This is a genomic window from Pseudomonas sp. KU26590, from assembly GCF_026153515.1.
GTDB lineage: Bacteria > Pseudomonadota > Gammaproteobacteria > Pseudomonadales > Pseudomonadaceae > Aquipseudomonas.
Genome location: NZ_CP110644.1, coordinates 4,857,954 through 4,880,839 on the forward strand (window position 1 = coordinate 4,857,954; position 22,886 = coordinate 4,880,839).

A 22,886-nucleotide genomic window follows, 5' to 3' on the forward strand; every position below is an offset into this window, starting at 1 on the left:
AGACAGACAACCTAACGCGTCGGGTAGAGATTCAGTTCCAGCGGCTCGGCACGGGTGTCGAGCTGAAAGCCGCCGATGCGTACTGAAGTCGCAGCGGTCTTTCCCTGCTGCCAGACACTTCGAAACTTGTCATCGAATGACTCGTTGCTCCCGTCGGACGTAACAACGCCGACTACCGCTCTCGCTGCGCAGAGTAGCAATCGGTGCTGGGCATCAGGGGATATTATTTCTGTCCACGCCAGCATCTGCACACGTTCGGCATCGCCACTCTTTCCGACATAAAGACGCATATCGATAGCACCTTCATGCACGTACAGGGACTGCTGCCGGTAGCCGCCAGCCTGAGTCATCGCACCCGACTGAATATCCTTGCACTGCGGATCGGCCTTCAGCCGCCTCATTACGGCATTGTCCAAGACTGGCACCACGATACCCAACGACGCTGGTTTCGACAGTGCACAGCTGTACACGTACTCAATCTTGTCTGGCCACGGCATACCCACCTGATGGAGCTGACCAGTCACCTGAGCGACAAGTTTAAGATCATCAACATCGCCGCATTCACGCGTAGCACGCAAAGTGCGGGTAATGTTGCCATTGCCGTCGATGTTGACGTTGACGCTAAACCCCGCGCTGTCACCGAACTGTTTCTTGACGGCTTTCAGAGCGTCAGCGTAACTGTCCTGCTCTTTGTCGAAAGCCCTGACCAGTTGATAGCCGTGATACCACTTCATCGGCAGTGACCAATCCAGACACCAACCCAGAACGGCGGCCATCAAAGCAACAGAGATCAACAGTAAACTTCGCATCCTGCGAGACATGGGAGAGAACTCTAGTAGTGGTTCGCTTTATATCGACAGGGATACGAGAGACTTTATATAGGCCAGTAAACGATGGTGCCGCGATGAAGCGAATTTGTAACCAGCTAGCCCCTCATGATGAGCCATCACTCCCTAGCCTTGACTGGAAACGCTACGTCAGCGCGCCATACAATGCTTCCATCGCCACCCCGCAGAGAACCCAGCATGCCTGTCTCATTGGTCCGCCCTGACCCCGCGCCGCTTCTGGCACCTGGTGAAACCGTGGTGCTGTTCGACGGTGTCTGCAAACTGTGTAGCGGCTGGGCGAGATTTCTGATCCGGCACGACCCTCATCATCGAATCCGACTGGCAGCGGTGCAGTCGCCCGAAGGACAAGCATTGCTGGCCTGGGCAGGGTTGCCACTGGATGCGTTCGACACCATGGCGGTCATTCGCGATCAGCATTACTGGGTACGCTCGGAGGCATTCTTCGAGGTGGTTAAGCTGCTGCCGGCAGCGTGGCCAGTGTTTCGGATGCTGCGTATTTTTCCGCACTGGTTTCGTGACTGGGCTTACGACCGCGTCGCACTAAACCGCTATCGTCTGTTTGGCAAACACGAGGTTTGCCTGCTGCCAACACCTGACCATCAACAGCGCTTCCTCAAGGAATTTTCGTGAACGGGATGCGCCAAGTTCACTGGCTGGCACGCGGCAGCCTCGCGTTCATGTTCGCTTACCACGGCCTGGTGCCGAAGCTGATCGCATTAAGCCCCGGAGAGCATTCGCTGTTGCAGGCTCACAGCCTGGAACACGCTACATAGTTGGTCCAAGCAGCGGGCGTGGCAGAACTGGTCCTGGCCGCAGTGTTGCTTCTTCTACCCCGGCTCCACTGGCCGCTGCCACTCACCGGACTCATCCTGCTAGCTTTGCTGGTAGATGTGGCAATCATGCAACCCTCGATGCTCTTGGACGCGTTCAATCCGGTCACGTTGAATGTGGCGGGAATGGCGTTATGCGCCATCGCGTGGACTACAAGGCCAAGGGATCAGTCCACTTGGGGGGAAGTCAGGAATTCTGCTGAACACTAAGAACACTAGCTGACGACTGTCAGCCTGGAACGATAGCGGACTACCTGCCGGTCAGGAACGTATAGATGAACAGGCCGAAAAAGGCACCACAGGACAGGTAGGCCATCGCCATCATGCACTTTCCTGCTTTCTCAGCGCTTCCCTCGCCCTCGCGATACACAATGCTCCCCGTCGCGCCGAAGAAAATAGCAGGCAACATATAGGCCCGAAAATGTGCGATCACTTGCGCCCGCTCAGGCAAAAACCAGATGAGAACCAAGAAAAACAGCAATACGCCGTACGCCAGGCCAGCGAATACGAAGGAGCCGCTGAGTGGTTTATTGCGTTTCGCTTGAGTCATATTTCCGCTTCCTTGCGCATTGAAGATCGATGTAAATGCCCCGAGACGTCCTACTTAAAGCGAAGGGGCTGACAGTAGGCTTTAGGGAACTTCTGCAGTAGATCAGAACAGCCTTCGATAAAAGCAACTTCGGCGGCCAGAATAACGATGTTTCCCTGCCTGAAACAACGTCCTCTTAAGGATGGATGAATCCATCAGATGCGCATCAAAAGGCTCCAGCGAAAAAGACCGAATGAGATATCGTGTCGAGCCATGGATCCGCAGACAACCCAAGGACGCCAATGCTCAGTTCGCTCATATCAAATGGTCAGCCACCAACGTATGACCGATCAGAACCTGTAGTCCCCTGGTGGAGTTTTACGAAAACAGTCCTGGGGGCAACTGCCCTATCGTTAGTACGTGATGGGCTGATCGGATTGGACGACGCTATTCCCGATCAGCGTTTCACGTTACGCCAGCTACTGCGACATGAGGCAGGTCTGGCCGATTATGGCGAACTGGCGGAGTATCACGCCGCCGTTTCGACCAGCGAGTCAGCCTGGTCGTCAGATGAAATGATGCAACGTCTTGACGGTGCTCGGCTTCGATACAGCCCCGGAACCGGATGGCGCTATTCTAATGTTGGATACATGCTGGTCGGCATGCTTATCGAGCGGCTAACGGACCTGAAGCTTGATGATGCGGTGAGTCAACGAGCACTGAACCCTCTGGGCCTATCGAACGTTCGCTTCGCCAAAACGCGAGCGGACTTACAAACGACCCATCCAGCAAGCACATCAAACTATGACCCGGCCTGGGTCTACCATGGCTTGCTGATCGGCCCACTCTCGCAAGCGGCGGTATTCCTGGATCGACTCCTGTCCGGTGACCTTCTCCCGACAAATCTTCTTCAGCAAATGCAGGCAGCACGGACATTGGGCGGCGCGATCCCCGGGCGCCCGTGGACCACTGCCGGCTATGGCCTCGGTGTCATGCAGGGTTCGATTGACGGCGGGTTTACCCTGTGCGGACACACTGGCTGCGGACCTGGCAGCGTCATTGCCGTTTACCGCGGATGCGACGGCGACACATCGGCGTGTTGCGCAGCGTTTCAGGCCAACGCCAGTGAAGGCGCCGTCGAAGCCTTTATTGCTGAACAGCTGATCCGGGTCCTGCGGCAGGGGGCTGAAACCGTCTAAATCCATTGCCTCGGCCAGGGGCTATTGGGCGGATGACTGCTGTGAGTCGATAGCAGAACTTCGTCAAGGGCACACCACGTTAGACAGACTCTGGTAAAGGCGCTTGTTGCACATGCCGCTCTGCGCTTTAAGAACGTGTGCCTTGCCACCGACACCTCTAATGGCGACGCGTTTTATCGGCGGTGTGGCCTCATGCGAATAAATCACGACCATGCCACCCATGCCATGGGCTTGAGCGAGGCCTGACTCAGGCAACTATTGATAGGGTAAAAGCAACGATTGAAGGTCGGATGTTTATGCCACCAGTTTGAATGGAAGTCCCCATAACCACGATATTCAGCAAATACCCATTGGGTTTTTCTTGGAGAGGTCCACCACTTTCAGGAATTTCACCTACATTTAGCGTCTGTAAGTTCAGCCCTCTCTTGATCTCAATATCTTGACCTGTTTCGCCAGAATAACGCTTTGCTCCCATCAACCTGTTGTCCACACGACACTCATGGAGGAAACAAGCCTTGTCTCATCTGGCGATTGCTGCAGCCGTGTTCATGTGTGTCTTTGGCTGCGCCCTTCTCGGCCTGCACGTGCGAGAAAAACTGCCAGACCATCATTTGAGCGACGACTCGATTGGCGTTGTGAAGCTGGCGACCGGGCTGATCGCTACGTTGGCTGCGCTGGTGTTGGGACTGCTGATCTCATCCGCGAAGAACATTTACGACACGGCCAGTACCGAGTTGGTCCAGAACGCTGCAATGGTCATTCAGCTTGATCGGGACCTGGCCAGGTACGGCCCCCAGACCGAACCTATCCGCGCAGTGCTCAAGCGCAATTATGCAGAGGCAGTAGAAAGCCTGGCGTCTGGCGACAGTGCAAGACTGTCCCAATTGAATGGAGCGCTCGCGATTTCACGCTCGGAAGGCCTGCAAGCCAGCATTCAGTCGCTCGTCCCTGCCGAAGACACCCAGCAGGCGGCCAAGGCGCAGTCATTGCGAATCGTCGACGAGATTTTCGCGGCGCGCTGGCTCACTCTTCTGCAGGCACACGGTTCGATCCCGACACCTCTTCTGATCGTCCTGGTGGCGTGGCTTTCGATTATTTTCGGATGCTTTGGTCTGTTTGCCAAAGCCAACGGCACGGTGGTCGGGGCTTTGATGATGTGCGCACTCAGCAGTGCGGGCGCTGTACTGATGATTGAGGAACTGAGCAGGCCCCTTGACGGTTTCGTTAAGGTCTCCGTTGCGCCAATGCGAGACACGCTCGAAAGAATGGGCCAGTGACGTCTGACCGAGACTTCAGGCTTGCTTCAAGTGTTCGGACCCGGGAGCGCAAATGAAAACGCTCATGATCAAAATCAAACATGAATGCATGAAGGTGCTCCCGCCCACAGTGTTTTTCTTCGTTATGTTGCACATCGTCGCCCTGATTCGCGCGCTCATGGTTAAGGGGTCGGGGGTGGATCTGCCTGTTTCAATGTCGGTGCTGATCGCCGCGCTTATATTGGCAAGTCTGTATTGGTTGCCGATATGCTGCCGTTCATCAATCGATTCCCTGACAAGCCACTGATCTGGAACATTGCCTGCAAAACCCTCATGTACGCCTTCGTCGCACTGGTTGTTCATTATTTAGAGCGACTCTACGACCACTGGAATGAGGCTTCTGGCTTTCTCGATGCCAACGCGCTGCTATGGTCATCCATGAACTGGCCTCGCTTCTGGGCGGTTCAGATCTTGCTGGCCACATTGATATTCATGTACTGCGTCATCGCAGAGCTGGCACGTGTCATCGGGCATGAGCGTCTTAAACGAATGTTTATTGGCCCTTTACCGGTGAAAGATGCATCGGTGTAATTGAGCACACGGGCGGCGTTGTAGGCCGCCTCGGCTGGCTTGATAGCTGTGCCTTACTCAGCGCGTACTTACGCCACCTGCCCTCCCGCGTTTCATTCATCTCTTCACTAGCGAGCTGACCAGCTCAGGCCATTGCTCCACCAACGCATCACGTACGCGTAGTCCTGCGGGCACCGATTGCGCGTGGTCATCTTGAGCCAGACGCGCGAAAACCAGGGAATGCTCGCCCTTGGTCGCCCAACCGACAAACCGACAAACCGACAAACCTGCCATAACCATGGGCCTCATCGCTTGCGCCGTCTCCCATTCGGGGAACCACACAGGGACTGCAAGCACTAGCGATCGGCCTTGTGTGTGGCGGCATCCTCTGCCGGGGACTGAATAAAACCTCGTGCCAATTGTTGGTACAACTCAGGCCCCATTCTCGAGCTGACGCCTTTGGCGATCAACGCAACCGCCATAAGGCTGATCACCATGCCGTGGCTGTCGATCATCTCCATCACGATGATTGCGGACGTGATCGGCGATTGGGTCACAGCGGCCAGAAAACCCACCATGCACAGGGCAATGATCGGCTGCGCAGCCAGACCGAAAAGGTCAGCGGCGTTGGCGCCGACAGCCGCCCCTACTGCCAGGGACGGGGCAAAGATGCCGCCGGGAATACCAGAAAAATACGTCACCACGGTGGCAAGAAACCGCGTGACAGGCGCGTGCCATGGCAAGCCGATGTCGGAGGCGATCACCTGGGAGGTTATGCCGTAACCGCTACCGAATGACATGCCTCCGCTGACCCAGCCCAGAATCGCAACAATCAACCCGCAGGCACCGGCAAACCATACCGGATGCCGGCGGCGCCATTCCCAGACGACAAAGCCGCTATGACGCTGGGGCCACAGCAGCATCCGGCTGAACAATCCACCCAGCAACCCACAGCCGATACCGATCACCAGAACAGGACCGAGGATATCGAAACTGATGTCCGGAACATCGAAGTGACCGAAATAGTTGTAGTTGCCCTGCAAGGCGATGGCGACCATGCCCGACAGAATAATGGTGCTGAGCAGGACTCCGCTGGTTCGGGTTTCGAGCTTGCGGCCCAACTCCTCCACCGCGAAGGCGATGCCGGCCAGCGGCGTGTTGAACGCCGCAGCGATGCCGGCCGCGCCCCCTGCCAGAATCAGGTCTTCGGCGCGAACGATGCGTGCGTTGGGCAGAAAACGGTGAAAAAAATGCATGATCGAGGCCGCCACCTGCACCGACGGGCCTTCGCGGCCCGCAGAAAACCCGCCGGTCAACGCCAGCGTGCCCAGGCTCATCTTGGCGAACGCAATGCGCAGTGACACCAGTTTGTCGACACGCTTGCCCTGATGTACCAGCCGGGTGGCTGCGATGACTTGCGGAATGCCACTGCCCTGAGCGCCGACGAAGAATCGGGTGGTGAGCCACACGACGAGCATGCCGACCAGTGGGGTGTAAACGAACGGCAGCCAGGGCCGCTCTGTGGTGTGCAGGGAAAACTGTGCGAGGGCGATATCGGCCATGCGGGCGAACAGTACGACAAGCAGCCCGGCAAGCGTCGCCGCGGCCCAGAGTGTGACGCGGGTGCGCCATCGCATGGAGGCGAAACGACGGCGGATCAGCGTTAGAGGTTTGATCACCGGTGGGTTTCCCATTTAAAGATCAGCGCAGTGCGACCGTCAGACTACCCAAATAAGCCATGACCTCCAAGGCACTCTAATCCTCGGCCCGCACGCCCGCCTCGCCTCGCCTTAACGTCGGACTGAGTGGCGAGGATGTCGCTGAGCGCTGTTCCAGCCGTCTCGTCAGTGCACTGGCTTCAGACCGCAGCGTTCTATGGCGTCATGCGCGTTTTCCGAACCCAGGTAGTCCAGCAACGCCTTGCCTTCGTTGGGATGCGCACTGTTTTTAACAACAGCACCTGAGTACAGAACCATCTGCTGCACGTTGTCGGGTATCAAGCCCACGATATCGATGCCTTCGATCGGCGTGAGCCCACTCAACTGCTGGAACCCCAACTCTGCTTCGCCTCGGGCCACGACATCCCCCACCGGTTCAACAGATACGACCTTGCCCTTGAGCATGAATCGCGGGTACAGCTTCATGTGCGGGAACAACCAATGGGAGAGATAAAGGCCGCTTGCGCTGTCGGAATAGGCGACCGAGTCTGCATTCAACAGCGTCTCGCGAAAGGCTTTCATACTGCCGATATCCGGTTGTGCTGCACCTTTGCGCACCGCCATGGCAATGAATGATTTCCCCAGATCAACACGCGTACGTGGGTCGACTTGATTGCGGGCGGTCAGCGTGTCCAGGGACGAACCCAGTGTCAGCACCACATCCGCTTCTTCCTTGCGGTCGAGGCGCTTATCAATTGCCTGCGGTGTGGGCCCACTTGCCGGAGCCACCGTCACCTGCAGCTTCACCCCACTGGCTTTTTCGTATTCAGGGGCGATGGCGAGTATCGCGCCCTTGAAGCCGTTGGAACTGAGGACCTTGAGCGTCACTGGCAGCGTTTTGGGTGCATCGGCGGCGTGGATCACGCCCGTACTCAACAACGCACAGGACAACAGCAAAGGTTTGAAGGGTAGGCGCACGGCGGACAGTTCCTCGTCTGGAAAAGACCCTACGCTAAAGGAGCCTTTGGCCCCGCCCGCGTTAACCCGTGTTAAGAAAGATTTAGTTTGAAGGTCGGACCTACCGTCCCAAGGTGCACCTGCCGTTAGAATGAACGCCCTTCTCAGCCTGGAGATCCGAATGATTCGTGCACTGGTCATCGAGGATGACGAAGTCACTGCGCAGGCCATCATCGCCGAGCTTGAGGCCCATGGTTTCAGCGCACAGTGGGCCGACAATGGCCGCGATGGCCTTGCCATGGCGATCGCCGGAGGCCATGAGGTCATTACGCTGGACCGCATGCTGCCCGATTTCGACGGGCTGACCATCGTCAGCACGTTGCGCCAGTTAGCGATACAGACCCCCGTACTGATGATCAGCGCGCTGTCGGACGTCGACGAGCGTGTGCGCGGTCTGCGCTCCGGGGGTGATGACTACCTCACTAAACCATTCTCCATGGTGGAAATGATCGCGCGCCTGGAAGTTTTGCTACGCGGTCCCTCCCTGGACAACAACGGGCACTGCCTTGAGTTCGGCAGTCTGCACGTCAACTTGATCGAGCATTCCGTCACGCTGTACGAAGATGAAGTCGCGCTCCTGCCTACCGAGTTCAAGCTGCTCACCTACCTGATGCGTCACGCCGGGCAACTGGTCACCCGAACCATGTTGTTCCAGGAAGTCTGGGGCTATCACTTCGACCCAGGCACCAACATCATCGATGTGCACATCGGTCGCCTGCGCAAAAAAATAGAGCGCACGGGTGCGCCGACTATCCAGACAATTCGTGGATCGGGTTATGTTCTCGTCGAAAAAAACTGATCGCTGGCGCTCCAGCAACAGCCGCCTGATCGGTTTGTATGCGGTGTTCTTCGTGGCATGGGGTGGCGCATTCACCGGCGTGCTGTATTGGCAGATTTCCGCCTACCTGGGCACGGTCGCAGAACGAACCCTGATGCAGCGCGCTCATTACTACCAGAAGGTCCCTGATGCGGCACTGGTCGCTGAACTGGCTGGCAGCGAGGTGTATTCCACCCCGGGAATCGACGCGTACGGTCTGTTCGAGGCCAGCGGTAAACACCTCACCGGCGACCTGCTGAAGCTTCGCTCCAATTTGCCTGACGATGGCCACGTGCACTATCTGGAGCGCGGCTTGAGCATCGCCTTGCCCAATGAGGAAACCCGCAGCAGTTACGCGCTCAGGCTTAACCGGCCGGATGGACGGATCCTGATTCTCGCCCGTGATGGCGGGTCGATTTCGGCAGTCGGCGGCATCATCGGGCAGGCGCTGTTCTGGGGGCTTTCACTGACGCTGATCCCCGGTCTGATCGGCTGGCGATTGCTGCGCAGGCGACCCATTCGCCGGGTCGAACGGTTGCAGCGCAGCACCGAAAGCATCGTTTCAGGCAACCTGGGCGAGCGTCTTCCACTGTCCGCTCGCCGGGATGAGCTCGACATGCTGGCCAGCGCCGTGAACACCATGCTCGAACACATCGAGCAACTAATGCTTGAAGTCAAAAGCGTGTGCGACGGCATCGCGCACGACCTGCGCACGCCCCTGACGCGGCTTCGGGCTCGCCTGTATCAACTGCAAAAGCTGCCGCTGCAAAGCGCTCACGCCCATACGTTGAATCTGGCGCTGGAAGAGAGCGAGTCCATCATGTTGCGGTTTCAGGGGCTGCTGCGCATCTCCGAGCTGGAAGATACGCGGCGGCGTTCGGCGTTTCAGGCATTTCAGGCGGAAGCGCTGTTGCAACAGGCCCATGAATTTTATGAGCCGCTGGCGCAGGAAAAAAACCAACGGCTGGTGCTGTGCCTTGGCGGGGAATATCCGGCCCTGCAGGGTGACGTTGCCCTGCTCTTCGAGGCCTTGGTGAACCTGATGGATAACGCCATCAAGTTCACCCAGGCCGGGGGCGAAATACACCTGAGTTGCTGGCGCAAGGAACACAGCGTGACCATCGAGGTGCTCGACAACGGTCCCGGGATCCCGGTCCACGAAAGAAAGGATGTCATCCGCCGCCTTTATCGCGGCGACGCGACACGGCAGCAACCTGGCAACGGCCTGGGCCTTTCGCTGGTTGCGGCCATTGCGCGCCTGCACGGATTTGACTTGAGTATTGAGGCGGGCAATGAGGGGCGCGGTACGCGGGTCGTTCTCAACTGCCCGCTGGCTGTCCCCGGAACCCGCTTCTTAAACAATTATTAACCCTGCTTAATTTGAGGGTGACAGGCAGCGCACCTAGGTTGACGAACCTTTCGAAGACCCAAGGCTTCATGCTCGTGAAACACCTGACACTGCGCCTCGCTCTGGCATTCATTTGTGCGCAGGGATTACCGTCCTTTGCCGCCCCCGTGCCCTCAGGGCCGATGACCCCCTCGCCTCCCCGGCTTCACGCCAAGTCCTGGGTGCTCATGGATGCCGCCAGCGGCAATATCATCACCAGCCATGACGCCCAAGAGCATTTACCCCCTGCCAGCCTGACCAAACTGATGACGGTTTACGCGGCCACCAACGAAATCCAGGCAGGCCGACTCAAGCCCGAGGATCTGGTGACCATCAGCGAAAACGCATGGCACACCGAGGGTTCGCGCATGTTCCTTGATCCGCGCAGCCAGGTCTCCGTCCATGACCTGCTGCGCGGTATCGTGATCGACTCCGGCAATGACGCCAGCGTGGCGCTCTCGGAGCACATCGCAGGCAGCGAAGACAGCTTCGCGGGGCTGATGAATGTCACGGCCAAACGCTTGGGGCTTGATGACACGCATTTCATGAACCCTACCGGCCTTCCGGCGCCTGAGCATTACTCATCGGCCGCGGACATGGCCAAACTTGCCCGCGCGATCATCACCGACGAATCGGCTTACTACCCGCTCTACAAGCAGAAGCACTTCACCTGGAACGGTATCCGCCAACCCAACCGCAACCTGCTGCTGTGGCGCGACAGCTCCGTTGACGGTCTGAAAACCGGTCACACCGAAGCGGCCGGTTACTGCATGGTGACATCAGCGGTGCGTGACGGTCGCCGACTGATCACCGCCGTGTTTGGCTCCACGTCAAAAACCAATCGGGCCAATGACGCCGAAAAACTGCTGGCGTACGGCTTCAGGTTTTTCGATACCCAGACCTACGCCAAAGCCGCTGAGGTCTTGGCAAACCCGATGATCTGGAAGGGCGAAGCGCGCACGATGCCGGTGGGTGTCCTGGATGAAATCACGCTGACCCTGCCCAAGAGCAGAAACCGCAAGGTCGAGCCCCGTCTCACAATCGACCAGCCTCTGGTTGCGCCCATTGCCATGGGCACCGTCGTCGGCAGCGTGACGATGTATGACGGCGAGCAAGAACTCGTGACGCGACCGTTGATTGCCTTGCAGGAGGAAGCAGCCGGCAGCTGGTGGAAGCGCGCCTGGGACAGCGTTCGGCTGTTCTTTTTCAATATGTTGAATACAGAGGTATCGGCTCAATGAGTACCCGGAAGAAGGCCCAATAGTGAAAACGGTTGCTTTCGCTTCAATTCACTACCGAGCTGACCAGCTCGGGCCACTGCTCCATCAACGCATCACGTACTCGTAGTCCTGCAGGCACAGATTGCCCGTGGTCATCTTGAGCTAGGCGAGCGAAAACCAGGGAATGCTCGCCCTTGGTCGCCCAACCGACAAACCAGCCATAGCCATGGGCCTCATCGCTTGTGCCGTCTTTCCTTCGGGGAAAGGCTGTGCCTGTTTTACCGTGAACATCCCAACCGTCCGGCCGTTGGGCGATTTGCGAAATCCGACTCGTCATATCGAGCGCCTGTGGGCTCACGGGCAGTTGACGATTTACCAGTCTCTTCAAAAAAGTGATCTGCTCGCGGGGTGAGATCTTCAAGGAAGAACTGATCCAGGCACGATCAAGGCCATTGTGTTTTCCCGGATCTCCAGACAGGTCGGTATTTCCGTAATCGAATGACTCGGCATATCGCTGGACTGCAGCCTTGCCAAGCGCATGAGTGACGCGTTGAGAGAACCACACCACGGAATACTGAAACCACCGTGCTGCATCTGTCGGCTCCAGCCAAACGGCTCCGCCCCAATCGGGATCACCGGGGCGGTACGGCAACGTCGGAGAATGTTCATTTTGCAGAAAAGCTGCGTCGAAGCCCATCAGGCTGATTGCGATCTTGAACGTTGAGGCGGGGGTCACTCGGCTGCTGCAATCCCCCTCCTCCAACACGACCTCACCGTTTTTAGCATCCGCGACAATGGTGCAAATAGTCCCGGCCAGTGCTGCCGAGATATTGAACCCCAGAATCAGTACACCTAACGCAACGCTGCGCATAAACATGAATTCTATTCCCTTAGTAGGTGCCTCAAGAGACTTACCGCTTGATCGACGATAAGACCCACTGCGGCGGCCAGAATAACGATGTTTCCCTGCCTGAAACAACGTCCTACAACGGATGAATGCCCCCATCAAATGTGCATCAAAAGGCTCCCGCGAAAAAGACCTGATGAGATATCGTGTCGAGCCCTCGACCCGCAAACACCCCAAGGACGCCAATGCTTAATTCGCTCATATCAAATGGTCAGCCAAAAACGTCTGACCGATCAGAATCGGTAGTTCCCTGGTGGAGTTTCACGAAAACAGTCTTGGCGGCAACTGCCCTATCGTTAGTACGTGATGGGCTGATCGGATTGGACGACGCTATTCCGGATCAGCGTTTCACGTTACGCCAGCTACTGCGGCACGAGGCAGGTCTCCCTGATTATGGCGAACTGGCGGAGTATCACGCCGCGGTTTCAAACAGCGAGTCAGCTGGGTCAACAGACGAAATGATGCAACGGCTTGACGGTGCTCGACTTCGATACAGCCCCGGAACCGGTTGGCGCTACTCCAATGTTGGATACATGCTGGTCGGCAGGCTTATCGAGCGGCTCACGGACCTGACGCTTGATGATGCGGTGAGTCAACGAGTACTGAACCCTCTGGGCCTATTGAACGTTCGCTTCGCCAAGACGCGAGCAGACTTACAAACCACCCATCCAGGCAGCACTTCAAACTATGACCCCGCCTGGGTCTACCATGGCTTGCTGATCGGCCCACTCTCGCAAGCGGCGGTATTCCTGGATCGACTCCTGTCCGGTGATCTTCTCCCGAAAAGCCTACTTCAGGAAATGCAGGCAGCGCGGGGATTGGGCGGCGCGATTCCCGGGCGCCCATGGGTCAATGCCGGCTATGGCCTCGGTGTCATGCAGGGTTCGATTGACGGCGGGTTTACCCTATGCGGACACACAGGCTGCGGGCCTGGCAGCGTCATTGCCGTTTACCGTATAGACGACGGCGACACATCGGCGTGTTGCGCAGCGTATGAGGCGCACGCCGGTGAAGGCGCGGTCGAAAGCTTTGTTGCTGGAGAGCTGGTACAAGTCCTGCGGCGAGAGACGCAAGGCCTCTAAGTCCTTATTGCCCAAGCCTTGTGGCTATACGCCGATTGAATGCTTTGGGTCCAGAAGCGGTCGATGAGTCCAATCCCTATGAAAGGGCTTTCTTTCTGGTCATGTTCACTTGCCAGAACATCCCGCCAAAGTTAAGGTCCGTCTCATGAGTACGCCACGCTTTGAATCGACTACAACCTTCACGACCGGCACGCGCGGGTCGTGGGAGGTTATGTGAGTTAAACCAGCACACAATCCCTAAAGACCCACCAGCAATGGACCGGGTCTTTTTTTTGCCCCGGTTTTGCTGGCACCAACGTAAGGAAACGCACATGTATGCACTTCTGATTCTCGACATGCAGGTAGGGCTTGTTCACGGCCCGGACAAACCCTGGAGAGGTCCCGCGCTTATCGATACCTTGAATGGACTCATGAGAAGCGCTCGGAAAACAGGAGCCCCGATCTTTCTTGCCCGCCATACAGGTCCGGCAGGTTCTCCGATTGAGCCGGGTAGCCCGCTCACCGAGCTTATCCAAGACTTACAGCTACTGGGTAATGAAGTGATTTTCGATAAAAAACGCCCCAATGCCTTCGCTCAGACTGACCTGGCAACTTTGCTACGCGAGCGTGAGTGTGACGGCGTTGTTGTTACAGGCATGAAAACTCAATACTGCGTAGACAGTACCTGCCGCGCCGCCCGCGATTGTGGATTTGATGCTGTGCTCATCGCAAACGGACATACTTGCTCTGATACTCCAGAACTGAAAGCAGAGGCCATCGTTGCCCACCATAATGCAACGTTAGCTGGACCCTTCTGCCGAGTCGTCCAAGCCGAGGAATGGACTTTCTAGTTAACTCCCCTGATCGACCCGGCTCGGGTCGATCAGGCCTTGGCGCTTTCCTTGCCACAGACCATTAGCCGCCAGGAACATCCCCTCAGAGCTGTCCGCTTAGGGCCGAAAGCCCCGATCGCGAAAAGGCAGTTATTGGGCAAAACTGTTTTTCGCAGGCGCGATCTTGATGTCCTAGCTTTCGCTGTCGTCCAGGACTGCCGGAGTCGCTGCCGTCCCGGCCAACAGACCACCATCAATGTTGAACTCACTGCCCGTGATGTACGTGGCGTCATCCGACGCGAGCAACAAAGCCAGAGCGGCCACTTCTTCAGGCATTCCGAATCGCCTGAGCGGCGTGTCTCGGACCAGCGCAGCCATTCGCGCTTCGCGACCGGCATCGCCGCCTAACATGGGTTCCCACAGGGGGGTAAGGATGGCCGCCGGTTGTATCGAATTGCATCTAACCTTCAGCCCTTGTTCGGCGCAGTAAAGCGCCACCGTTTTAGTGTGATTGCGAACGGCAGCTTTGGACGACGCATACGCGGCGGCACCTGGAATGCCCACCAGACCGGAGCGAGAGGAGATGTTGACGATGGAACCGGCGCCTGACGGGCGCATGGAGCGAATGGCGTATTTGCATCCGGTCGGCAAACACGCTAATTCATAAGCGAACGCCACGAAACCTGAACGTCAAAACCTGACCCAAGGTCATAAAAACACTTCAGCCACGCCCCTCAAGGTGCCTTATGCGTTTGATACCCGAACTGAACAACAACGCTAACGCGCTGGTTTTCGGAGCCAGCCGAGGTATTGGCCTGGCACTGTGCGCGGCGTTGCTGGCTCGCGATGATGTGGCTCAGGTATGGGCAGTAGCGCGGGCAGCCAGCACTTCCCCTGAGCTGGCAGCGCTTGCAGCGCAATATGGCGACCGTCTGAAACCCGTCGACTGCGACGCGCGCGACGAGCAATCCCTGCAAGCACTTGTGAGCGAGACGCTTGCAGGATGCGACCATCTGCACCTCGTCATCAGTGCGCTGGGCATTCTTCATCAGGACGGCGCCAAAGCCGAAAAGGGACTGGCGCAACTGACCCTTGCGAGCCTGCAAGCGAGCTTCGCGACCAATGCCTTTGCGCCGATCCTGCTGCTTAAACACCTGGTTCCGCTATTGCGCAAGCAACCTTCTACCTTCGCAGCGCTCTCGGCGAGGGTTGGCTCCATTGGCGATAATCGATTGGGTGGATGGTACAGCTACAGAGCCAGCAAGGCGGCGCTCAACCAGTTGCTGCACACGGCCAGTATCGAACTGAAAAGATTGAACCCTGCATCCACCGTCTTGGCCATCCACCCAGGCACAACCGACACGGAGCTGTCCCGGCCCTTCCAGGCGAATGTCCCTGACGGCCAACTGTTCGAACCGGCGTTCTCGGCGGATCGCATTCTTGAGGTGGTCGGCGCCCATGGGCCGGCCGACAGCGGGACCTTCTGGGACTGGAACGACAAACCTATCGTCTGGTGACGTGTTCCACTCGCGAAAACATGACTTCCATCATTACTTCGCCAACGCCTTCACCAACGCTGGCGTCACGTAATGCGGACCATCGAACAGGTACAGCGGGTAGCCGTCATAGGCGGCCAGCTGCGGTTTGAGTTCGGCGGCGGTGGCGGAGCGGAAGCCGCCGCCGTAGTTGGGGCGGAAGGCTTCGACGATGATGCGCACGCGGTCCTTGCCCAAGCGCTCGCGCAGGGTGTCGGCGTAGGTGCGGGCTACCGGTGCGGTGCGGGCGTAGACGCCAACGCCGTCCTGAAAGAACACGCCGATGTCGTCTGGCAGCCATTGTTTGAGCCAGTCTGCTGTGGCGGCCGGTCCGATGTTGGCGCCGTCATACACGCTGATCCATAACGGACGCGGAAGCGTGGCCAGCAGCGCGGGCAGCTCCTTGGCGCGGGTCCAGCTGGGGTCGACTTCAGCCGGGAAGTAGTAGCCGGTCACGTGCAGCGGCGTCGGCAGTTTGGCGATGCGCTCCGAGACGGCGGCCAGTTGCTCGATGTTGTCCCGGGAGCGGTTTTCGCTGAAGTACCCGGCCAGGCCGATGATCACATCCTGGGCCCAAGGCTCTTTGGCGATACGTGCCCAATCGGGCAGGACCGGCACACTGGGCAGACCGGTGCCAGGCACGAACGCCTGATCGTCGACCACCGTCCATTGCACCAGCAATTCCCGGGCGCCGAGCTGGTCCCAGTGCCCTTTGATGCCGACGGTTTTGTTATCGGGCTGCCAGACAATGCCAACGATGCCGGGGTCCAGCTGTTTCTGCGCGGTGACGTCAAACATGACGGTGCCTGTGACCAGTGTCGCTGCAAGCAGCAGAGCACCTAGAATCGCACGCCCGAGGGTACTGTCGGGAATCTTCAAGGCAGCGCCTTGTTGATGCGCTGGTGCCACTGCTTCAGCGAAGTCACGCCCTTGGCGTTCCAGTTAGTCGCGGCATCAGGGCCGAGGTGGAACTGGCCCTCATTGAATTGCCACACGATCACCTGCGGCTTGTGCTGAGCAAATTCCGCTGATTCCAGGTATTGAAGCAGCGTCGCCCAAGGGCCGACGTCGCCGGGGTTCCAGGTCAGCGTGACCGGGCGGTCCAGGGCGTTGGACAGTTTCTGGGTATAGCCAAGGTAAGGCTGCACGAAGCTGTTGCCGATGACCTGAACAGGGGCCGGGGCGTCGTCGATCAGCAGGTCTTTCTCGACCTGATGGCGCACGGTGTAAATGTCCCGGCCGATGGCCTTGCGCTTGATGGACGGCAGGAAGTTGCTGGCCAGATCGCCGAAGGCTCGCTTGTCGAACCATTCCCCCAGCACGGCACCGCCACCGGGTTCACCCTGCAGGCGATAGCGCCCGGTGATCAGTTTTGCCGTGGCATCGGCGGTGTTTTCGGCACTCCAGGCGGTCCAGTGGTAATCGGCGCGGTAAAACGCCGTCTGCTTGCCTTGCTCGGTGGCTTGCAGTATCGGCTTGATGTTCAGCGTCGTCAGGCCGGCCTTGGCCAGTTCACCTTGCAAACGGTCGTAGCGCTGGACAACGGCCGGGCTCAAGGGATGGTCGGCGGGCAGGCGCTGGGCGTAGAACGGCGCTTTCATCGGCACCACCAGCACCACGAGCGCGATGTTCTCGCGCACAAGTTGCTGTTGGACGTCCTTGATCAGGGCGATGCTGCGCGCAGTGCCGGGGTTATCGACTTTGTTCAGGCTTTCCCACGCGGGAAATAACCAGCCGCCCTGCCCGGTGATCACTGCCGAATCAGCGTGGGCGGCGCCGCCGGACAGGCCGAGCAGTACGCCGGCAATCAGACCGGATACCGGCGGGCGGCGCAGGATGTGTCGAGGTTTTACTAAAAAGGTCATGGGGCAGTCTGGTCAACGAGGCCAATCAGGCGGGGGGTCTGGCGTGAGCCGACCAGGAACAGGCTGTAACGGTCACCGGCCTTGAAGGGCTCAAGCTGGAGCGGCAGGCTGGCGCTTTGATCGCAGCTGGCAATCAGGGTCGCCTGCACTGGGTTAATGGTGCGCTGCGCCTGGCCGTTGAGCGGCAGCTGGCTAAACACGCTGGAACCGTTGGCCAGCTTGATATCGGCTTTTTCACAGCCGGCGCTGAGGTTGTAGACGTTGAGTTCGGCGCGCAAGTCTTTGCCGCGCGGCTGCGGGTCGATCACCACCCGGGGGGCGGCCGCCGGATCGCTGCCCAGAATCACCGTGACGAAAGCGTTTTTCGGGACGTTCAGGCCCTTGAGCTCACGCTCGTTGAGCGTAATGCGCAGCGGTTGCCGCGAGTCCACCACCTGATAAGGACTGGCCACCACCGACTGCGCAGACAGGGCAACGCCTGGCTTTCGGTCCACGCTCACTTGCACGGCGCCGTCGGCGGGATTGACCACCCGCACCCAGGCCGAGCCCTCCGGCAGTTTCGGCGCGTAGAGTTGAGCGATTTCCGACGCGGCCTGCGCCACTGTCGACGCCATGCCCAGGCTCAATCCGAGCCCCATCAGCCAATACATACGAGGGTGCATATCAGTCCTCAATAGGAGTAAGTCAGGCGAGCGAACACGCCTTTGGCGCGGTCATCGCCAGACACTTTCACTCGGTATTGCAAAGAAAAATCCACATAGGAGCGCGGCGCGTTGTACGTGTCTTCGCGGAACCAGTAGCGCACGTTGTTGCCCAGGCCGACGCCAGCGGCATGGCCGGAAGAGTATCCGGTGCTGCCGTCGGACCGGGTTTCGCTGTCCATCTTCGAGTCGTAGTCGAACGCAGCCACCACGTGGGGGAACGTCACCCAGCGCGAGCCGGTGCCGCCAATGGCATAGCTGCGACCACCCTGCCATTCGCTGTTGATGTAATTGCGCGAGTCGTTGACGTAATGGCCGGTCTCGGCGAACAACTGCGACGTCCACCAGCTAGGGACATCAACCCGCAAATCGGTACCGATGCTGGAGCCATAACCCAGGCGCAACAGCCAGTCGCCGTCGACGTCGGAAGAACCCAGGGGAAAGGTACGTTCCACGGCAGCCATGACGTTCAGCGACGTGAACGGCTTGACCCGCACACCCAAGGCGCCTTGCAACGCATCCCGGCCAGTGTCCGAATCGCTGTTCTTGCTCCACAGCGTGTCGGTGACCCGGCCATACAGTTCGACGAAACGGGCGTTGCGGTAACCCAGCGGACGCCACGACAGTTCGGTGCTGTTCTGCAGGCTGTCGTTGCTGCTACTGCCGCTGTTGCCATTACTGTTGCCGGTGCTGGGCGCCGAACTCAGGCCACTGCTGGAACTGTTGCCGCGATAGCTGGTGGTGCTGGTCAGGCCCCAGGTGCGCGACACATCGGCCACGGCGCGGCGGGTGTCGAACAGCTGCTGGTCGGTCATGTCCAGTTCGCCGCTATTTTTGGCGTCGATAACTCGCTTGAAATAGCCGACAGCGTGTTCGTCGTCACTGACCCGCATCGCGTTGTAGGCCGCGTCCTGAGTCGCCGTCGGCGCTAGCGGGGTGGCGGCGTCGGCCTTGCGGAATGACTCATGGGCGCTGTCATCGTCGCCGGCCTGTACCGAAAGGTAAGCCACTTGCAGATCGCTCATGCCATCCAGCTCACCAGCGTCGCGGGCGACCTGCAAGCGTTCCCGTGCCGTGCGACGTTGACCCAGGGCAGCATAGAGGCTGGCCTCTTCATAAGTGGGCAGGCTGCCCAGGGCAAGGGCTTGGGTGAAGTCCTTGCGGGCACCGGCATCGTCACCGGTCTGCTGCCGCAACCGACCGCGCTGGGCCAGTAGGCGGGCGTCGTCGCCATTGGCTTGCAGGCCATCGCTGGCCGCAGATATGGCTTCGGGCAGGCGCTTCTGGTCGGTCAGGGCGCTGACCAAGAGGCTGCGATACGACGGGTTTTGCGGCGCGCGGCGAATGGCTTCGCTGGCCAGGGCCACGGCCGAAGCCGAGTCCTTGCGGGCCAGCGCAGCGTAGGCCTGCACGGCCGTGTCCGTGCCGCCATCGCGCTGGTTACCCGGCCAGATATCGCAGATCAGGCCGAATGCGCTTTCCTGGCAGTTGAGGGCCGGGGCCGGAAAACGCGTCGCGGTTTTCAGGCCATTGTTCTTCTGGCGCAACGCGACCTGGGCGGCGGCGCGGCGGCGGGCGACTTCACCGCCGGTGTCAGCGGGCAGTTTTTGCAGTTGGTCCAGGGCCTGTTGCGGCTGGTTGTTGGCCAGCGCCAGGTCGGCGGCGAAAAAGCGAATCTCGCGCACTTCAGAATCCAGCAAGCCTTCGATGGACAAGGCCCGGTCAAGGTCGGCCTGTGCCGCCTGAGTCTTGCCCTGCCGATCCAGGGCGTAGCTGCGCATAATCCACGGCGCGGTTTCGCCATCGTCCTGGGCCAGCGCGCCGGTGGCGGCCAGTTCGGCGGCGCGGTAATCCTGGGTCGCGATCAGCGCGCTGATCAGCAACTGCTGGTGAGCGCCGATTTCCGGTGCCCAAGCCACCGCCTTGCGGGCTTGATCCACGGCCAGCGGCAGGTTGCCTTGTTCCAGGGCGCGATAACCGGCGATGGCCAGTGGCGCGGCCAGCTGGCGGCGAATGGCTTCGCGGCGCATCAGCAAGGTGTCGTCATCCGGGAAAACCCGCAGGGCTTCGGTGGTGGCCTGATCGGCTTCTTCCAGATGCTGTTGGCGTTGCAGGGATTCGATCAGCAGCAGGCGGTAATCCATGCGCTTGGGTGCCTGGGCGATCGCTTTGCGAGCGGACTGCGCGGCGACGCCGAAGTTGTCGCGATCGTAGGCCTTGAACGCTTGAGCCGCCGCACTGAAACCGGGGGCCTGGCGCGAGGCCGGTTGCGGATAGCGCTTGGGGTTGTCGCGTTGTTCCTTGTCCCGTTGCGCCTGCACGATCAGCCGGTTCAGACGGGTGACATCGGCCCGCTGACGCAAAGCTTCGCGGGCCTTGGCGATGGCCAGGTCGTAGTCCTTGCGGTCGTAGGCGCTGTAGGCTTCATTGGCCGCCTGATAAGCAGGACCGGTCAACGGCAGCGGCAGAATTTCGCCATGCACCAGCGCAGGCAAAAGGGTCAGCCCCGTGGCCATGAGCGTCAGGAAGGGGCGGTTCATGCCGGGAGCTCCGTTGGGTAATGACTGTGCTGACGGGCAACGGCCTGTTCGATGGTGGTCCGAGGCAGTACGCCGCTGTCGACCAGATAGTCGCCGATACGGCCGTGATGCTGCGGGCGGTAATTGAGCATGGTGCGGTTGAACACGTCGCGGTCCAACAGCCCCATTTCGATCAACAGGTCGCCCAGCATCGGCGCGCGGGCATTGGGCACCGGTTGGCCGTCGAGCGCGTTGACGTTGCGCAATTGCGCGACGATCTCGCTTTCACGGGCAATCAGTTGCACCGGCTCGCTGCCCAGCTCATCGCTGATCTGTTGCAGGCCTTCAGCGGACAGCGGGCTGGCGACGGCGATCTGCGCACGGCCTGCCTCGTTGGTCCCCAGTGGCACAACACGCCAGCGCAGGGCGAACTCGTCGGCCAGCAGCGATGCGCTGGCTTTGTGGGCCACATCGAACACCCGCGGCAGATCGTTCTGGAACGCGATGGCTTCAGCCAGGGTTTCGTCATCCAGCCAGCCGTGGCTGAGCAAAATGCGGCCCAGTGGCATGTGGCGGGTTTGTTGTTCGTCCAGTGCCGTCTGCAGATTGGTGTCGTTGATGGCCTGCCAGGACAGCAACACGCTGCCCAGCTTGCGCGGTGCGGCGGCGACCAGGTCGGTGGACGGGAAGTCGTGCATGGTCTTGTCCCAGACCAGCTTGCGATTGAGCGCCTTGCCCACCAGAAACATGCGCCACGCCCGGGAGGCGGCCATGAAGTTGACGAAGTTGCCCACCACCATGCGCGGGATCGACAGCAAGCCGTGCTGCCAGCCATACAGCACCGTCGTGAAGTAGCAGCGGTGCAGGAGGCGCCAGCCCAGGGCCAGGCCATTGGCAATCAACAGGTACTTGATCCAGCCGTTGGATTCGAACGGCGTCGGGAAGCTCACGTTCCAGAGCCCGCTCTGGCGCAGGATTATCAGCGCCACCAGTTGCACGAGAATCACGTAGGCCAGGATGCTGACAAACGCCGTCACCACGCCCTTGCGGTCGCGAAACAGCAGGTAACGGTTGGCCAGCGAGCCGCTCCAGCCCATCTGTTCCCAGCCTTGCAGGCCGATGCCCAGGGTCCAGCGTGCTTTCTGGCGGAACGCCGTGCGGAAGGTGTCCGGGAAGAATTCGCGTACACACAGCGGCATCTTCAGGGTCGATTCGTAGGGTTTGCGGAACCACGATTTGCGCAGCACCCGGAACTCCACCGGGAAGCGCACGAAAATGGCGTTCATGCCGACCTTGGCCAGGCGTGCGCCAACGTCGTAGTCCTCGGTGAGGCTGTCGGTGTTGAACGGCTGGTTCTGGGTTTCCCCGGCCAGCACTCTGAGGGCCCGGTGCGAGAAGCAGGTCCCGACGCCGGCCGAGGGCACGGTATCGGTCATGCTTTCGCGGACCACCAGGTCCTTGCCATGCCATTCGGCAAACTCGTCCATGTACGTGCCGGCCACCCACTCGTACCAGTTGCGTTCCAGGGAAACGACCGGCAGCTGGATCATGTCCTTGCGCGGCAACAGGTAGTTGAACAGGCGCAGTTCCATCGGGTGCAGCACGTCTTCGCTGTCGTGCAGCACGACACCGGCGAAGGTCATGCCGTGGGTCTTTTCATGCAGGAAAATCGCCTGAATCACCCAGTTCAGGCAGTCAGCCTTGCAGGTCGGCCCGGCATGGGGGACTTCCACGCGATGCAACTGCTTGTAACGCCGACGCATGCGCTCCACCTCATCGATGGTGCGCTGGTCGTTGATGTAAGTGCCGACAAAGACCACGTAATTCTGGTAGTCGAGGGTCGACACCATGTTCTCGATCATCGGCGCGATGACGTCGTATTCCAGCCAGGCCGGAACCATGATCGCCAGTGGCTGTTCATCCCGGTCCAGCAATTGCTGGGCGGTCAGTGGCCGGTATTTGCGGTCCACGGTGAACTTGCGAAACAGGCGGCGAGACCAGTACCACAGGTCAATGAACAGATCGTCCAGACTGGAAATCAGGATCAGCACCGCGACCACAATGGTCGCGACTTCCAGGAAGCTGTAGTAATGGGCCAGCCAGTACGGCCAATAAAGCGACGTCATCGAAGGGT

The 22,886-nt window shown here is 59.4% G+C and carries 24 protein-coding genes and 1 pseudogene; 13 read left to right on the top strand and 12 right to left on the bottom strand.

The annotated features are described in order from the left end of the window. Positions 1 to 11: 11 nt before the first annotated feature. The gene (locus OKW98_RS21645) at positions 12 to 821 is read right to left on the bottom strand and encodes a hypothetical protein (protein ID WP_265386589.1); all 810 of its coding nucleotides are present in this window, start codon (positions 819 to 821) and stop codon (positions 12 to 14) included. A 204-nt stretch (positions 822 to 1,025) separates the two neighbouring features. Between OKW98_RS21645 and OKW98_RS21650 the strand changes: the two genes are divergently transcribed. From OKW98_RS21650 to OKW98_RS27365, 3 genes are read left to right on the top strand one after another with little or no spacing between them, the layout of a single operon-like run. Beyond that, positions 1,026 to 1,478 (top strand): thiol-disulfide oxidoreductase DCC family protein, encoded by a 453-nt coding sequence (locus OKW98_RS21650; RefSeq protein WP_265386590.1) that lies wholly within the window; start codon positions 1,026 to 1,028, stop codon positions 1,476 to 1,478. Positions 1,479 to 1,483: 5 nt separating this feature from the next. Beyond that, complete coding sequence (locus OKW98_RS27360; protein ID WP_322114159.1) at positions 1,484 to 1,621, top strand: hypothetical protein; 138 nt, start codon at positions 1,484 to 1,486, stop codon at positions 1,619 to 1,621. After that, a complete protein-coding gene (locus OKW98_RS27365; protein ID WP_322114160.1) occupies positions 1,622 to 1,888 on the top strand; it encodes a DoxX-like family protein in 267 nt (88 codons plus the stop codon). It begins immediately after the preceding gene. A gap of 40 nt (positions 1,889 to 1,928) precedes the next feature. On the opposite strand, the gene OKW98_RS21660 is transcribed toward OKW98_RS27365, so the two are convergent. After that, a complete protein-coding gene (locus OKW98_RS21660; protein ID WP_265386591.1) occupies positions 1,929 to 2,228 on the bottom strand; it encodes a hypothetical protein in 300 nt (99 codons plus the stop codon). 281 nt (positions 2,229 to 2,509) lie between these two features. Between OKW98_RS21660 and OKW98_RS21665 the strand changes: the two genes are divergently transcribed. After that, complete coding sequence (locus OKW98_RS21665; protein ID WP_265386592.1) at positions 2,510 to 3,406, top strand: serine hydrolase domain-containing protein; 897 nt, start codon at positions 2,510 to 2,512, stop codon at positions 3,404 to 3,406. Between the two features lie 247 nt (positions 3,407 to 3,653). Here the strand turns inward: OKW98_RS21665 and OKW98_RS21675 are convergent, their stop codons facing one another. Beyond that, positions 3,654 to 3,896: a hypothetical protein gene (locus OKW98_RS21675; protein WP_265386593.1), complete on the bottom strand. Its 243-nt coding sequence runs from the start codon at positions 3,894 to 3,896 to the stop codon at positions 3,654 to 3,656. Between the two features lie 25 nt (positions 3,897 to 3,921). Between OKW98_RS21675 and OKW98_RS21680 the strand changes: the two genes are divergently transcribed. The 3 genes from OKW98_RS21680 to OKW98_RS21690 are packed head-to-tail and all read left to right on the top strand — an operon-like array spanning position 3,922 to position 5,253. Continuing rightward, positions 3,922 to 4,683, top strand: coding sequence for a hypothetical protein (locus tag OKW98_RS21680; protein ID WP_265386594.1), 762 nt, complete (start codon positions 3,922 to 3,924; stop codon positions 4,681 to 4,683). A 52-nt stretch (positions 4,684 to 4,735) separates the two neighbouring features. After that, complete coding sequence (locus OKW98_RS21685) at positions 4,736 to 4,969, top strand: hypothetical protein (protein ID WP_265386595.1); 234 nt, start codon at positions 4,736 to 4,738, stop codon at positions 4,967 to 4,969. Then, positions 4,930 to 5,253, top strand: coding sequence for a hypothetical protein (locus OKW98_RS21690; protein ID WP_265386596.1), 324 nt, complete (start codon positions 4,930 to 4,932; stop codon positions 5,251 to 5,253). Before OKW98_RS21685 ends, OKW98_RS21690 begins: the two co-directional genes overlap by 40 nt. A gap of 335 nt (positions 5,254 to 5,588) precedes the next feature. On the opposite strand, the gene OKW98_RS21695 is transcribed toward OKW98_RS21690, so the two are convergent. Both OKW98_RS21695 and OKW98_RS21700 read right to left on the bottom strand, forming a co-directional pair. Beyond that, positions 5,589 to 6,911: a chloride channel protein gene (locus OKW98_RS21695; RefSeq protein WP_265386597.1), complete on the bottom strand. Its 1,323-nt coding sequence runs from the start codon at positions 6,909 to 6,911 to the stop codon at positions 5,589 to 5,591. A 165-nt stretch (positions 6,912 to 7,076) separates the two neighbouring features. Next, positions 7,077 to 7,814, bottom strand: coding sequence for a substrate-binding domain-containing protein (locus OKW98_RS21700; protein WP_265386598.1), 738 nt, complete (start codon positions 7,812 to 7,814; stop codon positions 7,077 to 7,079). Between the two features lie 214 nt (positions 7,815 to 8,028). On the opposite strand from OKW98_RS21700, the gene OKW98_RS21705 reads away from it, so the two are divergent. The 3 genes from OKW98_RS21705 to OKW98_RS21715 all read left to right on the top strand — a co-directional run bounded on the left by OKW98_RS21705 (position 8,029) and on the right by OKW98_RS21715 (position 11,352). Next, positions 8,029 to 8,706 (top strand): response regulator transcription factor, encoded by a 678-nt coding sequence (locus OKW98_RS21705; protein WP_265386599.1) that lies wholly within the window; start codon positions 8,029 to 8,031, stop codon positions 8,704 to 8,706. Further along, a complete protein-coding gene (locus tag OKW98_RS21710; RefSeq protein ID WP_265386600.1) occupies positions 8,684 to 10,093 on the top strand; it encodes a sensor histidine kinase in 1,410 nt (469 codons plus the stop codon). Before OKW98_RS21705 ends, OKW98_RS21710 begins: the two co-directional genes overlap by 23 nt. 68 nt (positions 10,094 to 10,161) lie before the next feature. Beyond that, positions 10,162 to 11,352, top strand: a complete 1,191-nt coding sequence (locus tag OKW98_RS21715) for a D-alanyl-D-alanine carboxypeptidase family protein (RefSeq protein WP_265386601.1) — start codon at positions 10,162 to 10,164, stop codon at positions 11,350 to 11,352. 43 nt (positions 11,353 to 11,395) lie between these two features. Here OKW98_RS21715 and blaOXA read toward each other — a convergent pair whose 3' ends face one another. Continuing rightward, on the bottom strand, positions 11,396 to 12,208 hold the full coding sequence (gene blaOXA, locus OKW98_RS21720; protein WP_265386602.1) for a class D beta-lactamase: 813 nt from the start codon (positions 12,206 to 12,208) through the stop codon (positions 11,396 to 11,398). A gap of 215 nt (positions 12,209 to 12,423) precedes the next feature. Here blaOXA and OKW98_RS21725 point away from each other — a divergent pair, with 215 nt between their 5' ends. Next, complete coding sequence (locus OKW98_RS21725; RefSeq protein ID WP_265386603.1) at positions 12,424 to 13,320, top strand: serine hydrolase domain-containing protein; 897 nt, start codon at positions 12,424 to 12,426, stop codon at positions 13,318 to 13,320. A gap of 311 nt (positions 13,321 to 13,631) precedes the next feature. After that, positions 13,632 to 14,150 carry a cysteine hydrolase family protein gene (locus OKW98_RS21730; RefSeq protein ID WP_265386604.1) on the top strand — a complete coding sequence of 173 codons (519 nt, stop codon included), beginning with the start codon at positions 13,632 to 13,634 and terminating at the stop codon, positions 14,148 to 14,150. Between the two features lie 174 nt (positions 14,151 to 14,324). Here OKW98_RS21730 and OKW98_RS21735 read toward each other — a convergent pair. Then, positions 14,325 to 14,774 (bottom strand): annotated as a pseudogene (locus OKW98_RS21735) (SDR family oxidoreductase); the annotation flags it as partial. Positions 14,775 to 14,878: 104 nt separating this feature from the next. On the opposite strand from OKW98_RS21735, the gene OKW98_RS21740 reads away from it, so the two are divergent. Next, positions 14,879 to 15,649, top strand: a complete 771-nt coding sequence (locus tag OKW98_RS21740) for an SDR family NAD(P)-dependent oxidoreductase (RefSeq protein WP_265386606.1) — start codon at positions 14,879 to 14,881, stop codon at positions 15,647 to 15,649. Between the two features lie 33 nt (positions 15,650 to 15,682). Here the strand turns inward: OKW98_RS21740 and OKW98_RS21745 are convergent, their stop codons facing one another. The 5 genes from OKW98_RS21745 to OKW98_RS21765 all read right to left on the bottom strand — a co-directional run bounded on the left by OKW98_RS21745 (position 15,683) and on the right by OKW98_RS21765 (position 22,878). After that, on the bottom strand, positions 15,683 to 16,465 hold the full coding sequence (locus OKW98_RS21745) for a hypothetical protein (protein WP_265389809.1): 783 nt from the start codon (positions 16,463 to 16,465) through the stop codon (positions 15,683 to 15,685). Positions 16,466 to 16,542: 77 nt separating this feature from the next. Further along, complete coding sequence (locus OKW98_RS21750) at positions 16,543 to 17,532, bottom strand: alginate O-acetyltransferase AlgX-related protein (RefSeq protein ID WP_265386607.1); 990 nt, start codon at positions 17,530 to 17,532, stop codon at positions 16,543 to 16,545. Continuing rightward, a complete protein-coding gene (locus OKW98_RS21755; RefSeq protein ID WP_265386608.1) occupies positions 17,529 to 18,194 on the bottom strand; it encodes an alginate O-acetyltransferase AlgF in 666 nt (221 codons plus the stop codon). The genes OKW98_RS21750 and OKW98_RS21755 overlap by 4 nt, the downstream gene beginning before the upstream one ends. Before the next feature lie 8 nt (positions 18,195 to 18,202). Further along, a complete protein-coding gene (locus OKW98_RS21760) occupies positions 18,203 to 20,773 on the bottom strand; it encodes a bacteriophage N4 adsorption protein A (RefSeq protein WP_265386609.1) in 2,571 nt (856 codons plus the stop codon). Beyond that, the gene (locus tag OKW98_RS21765; protein ID WP_265386610.1) at positions 20,770 to 22,878 is read right to left on the bottom strand and encodes a glycosyl transferase family protein; all 2,109 of its coding nucleotides are present in this window, start codon (positions 22,876 to 22,878) and stop codon (positions 20,770 to 20,772) included. Before OKW98_RS21765 ends, OKW98_RS21760 begins: the two co-directional genes overlap by 4 nt. Between the last annotated feature and the right edge of the window lie 8 nt (positions 22,879 to 22,886).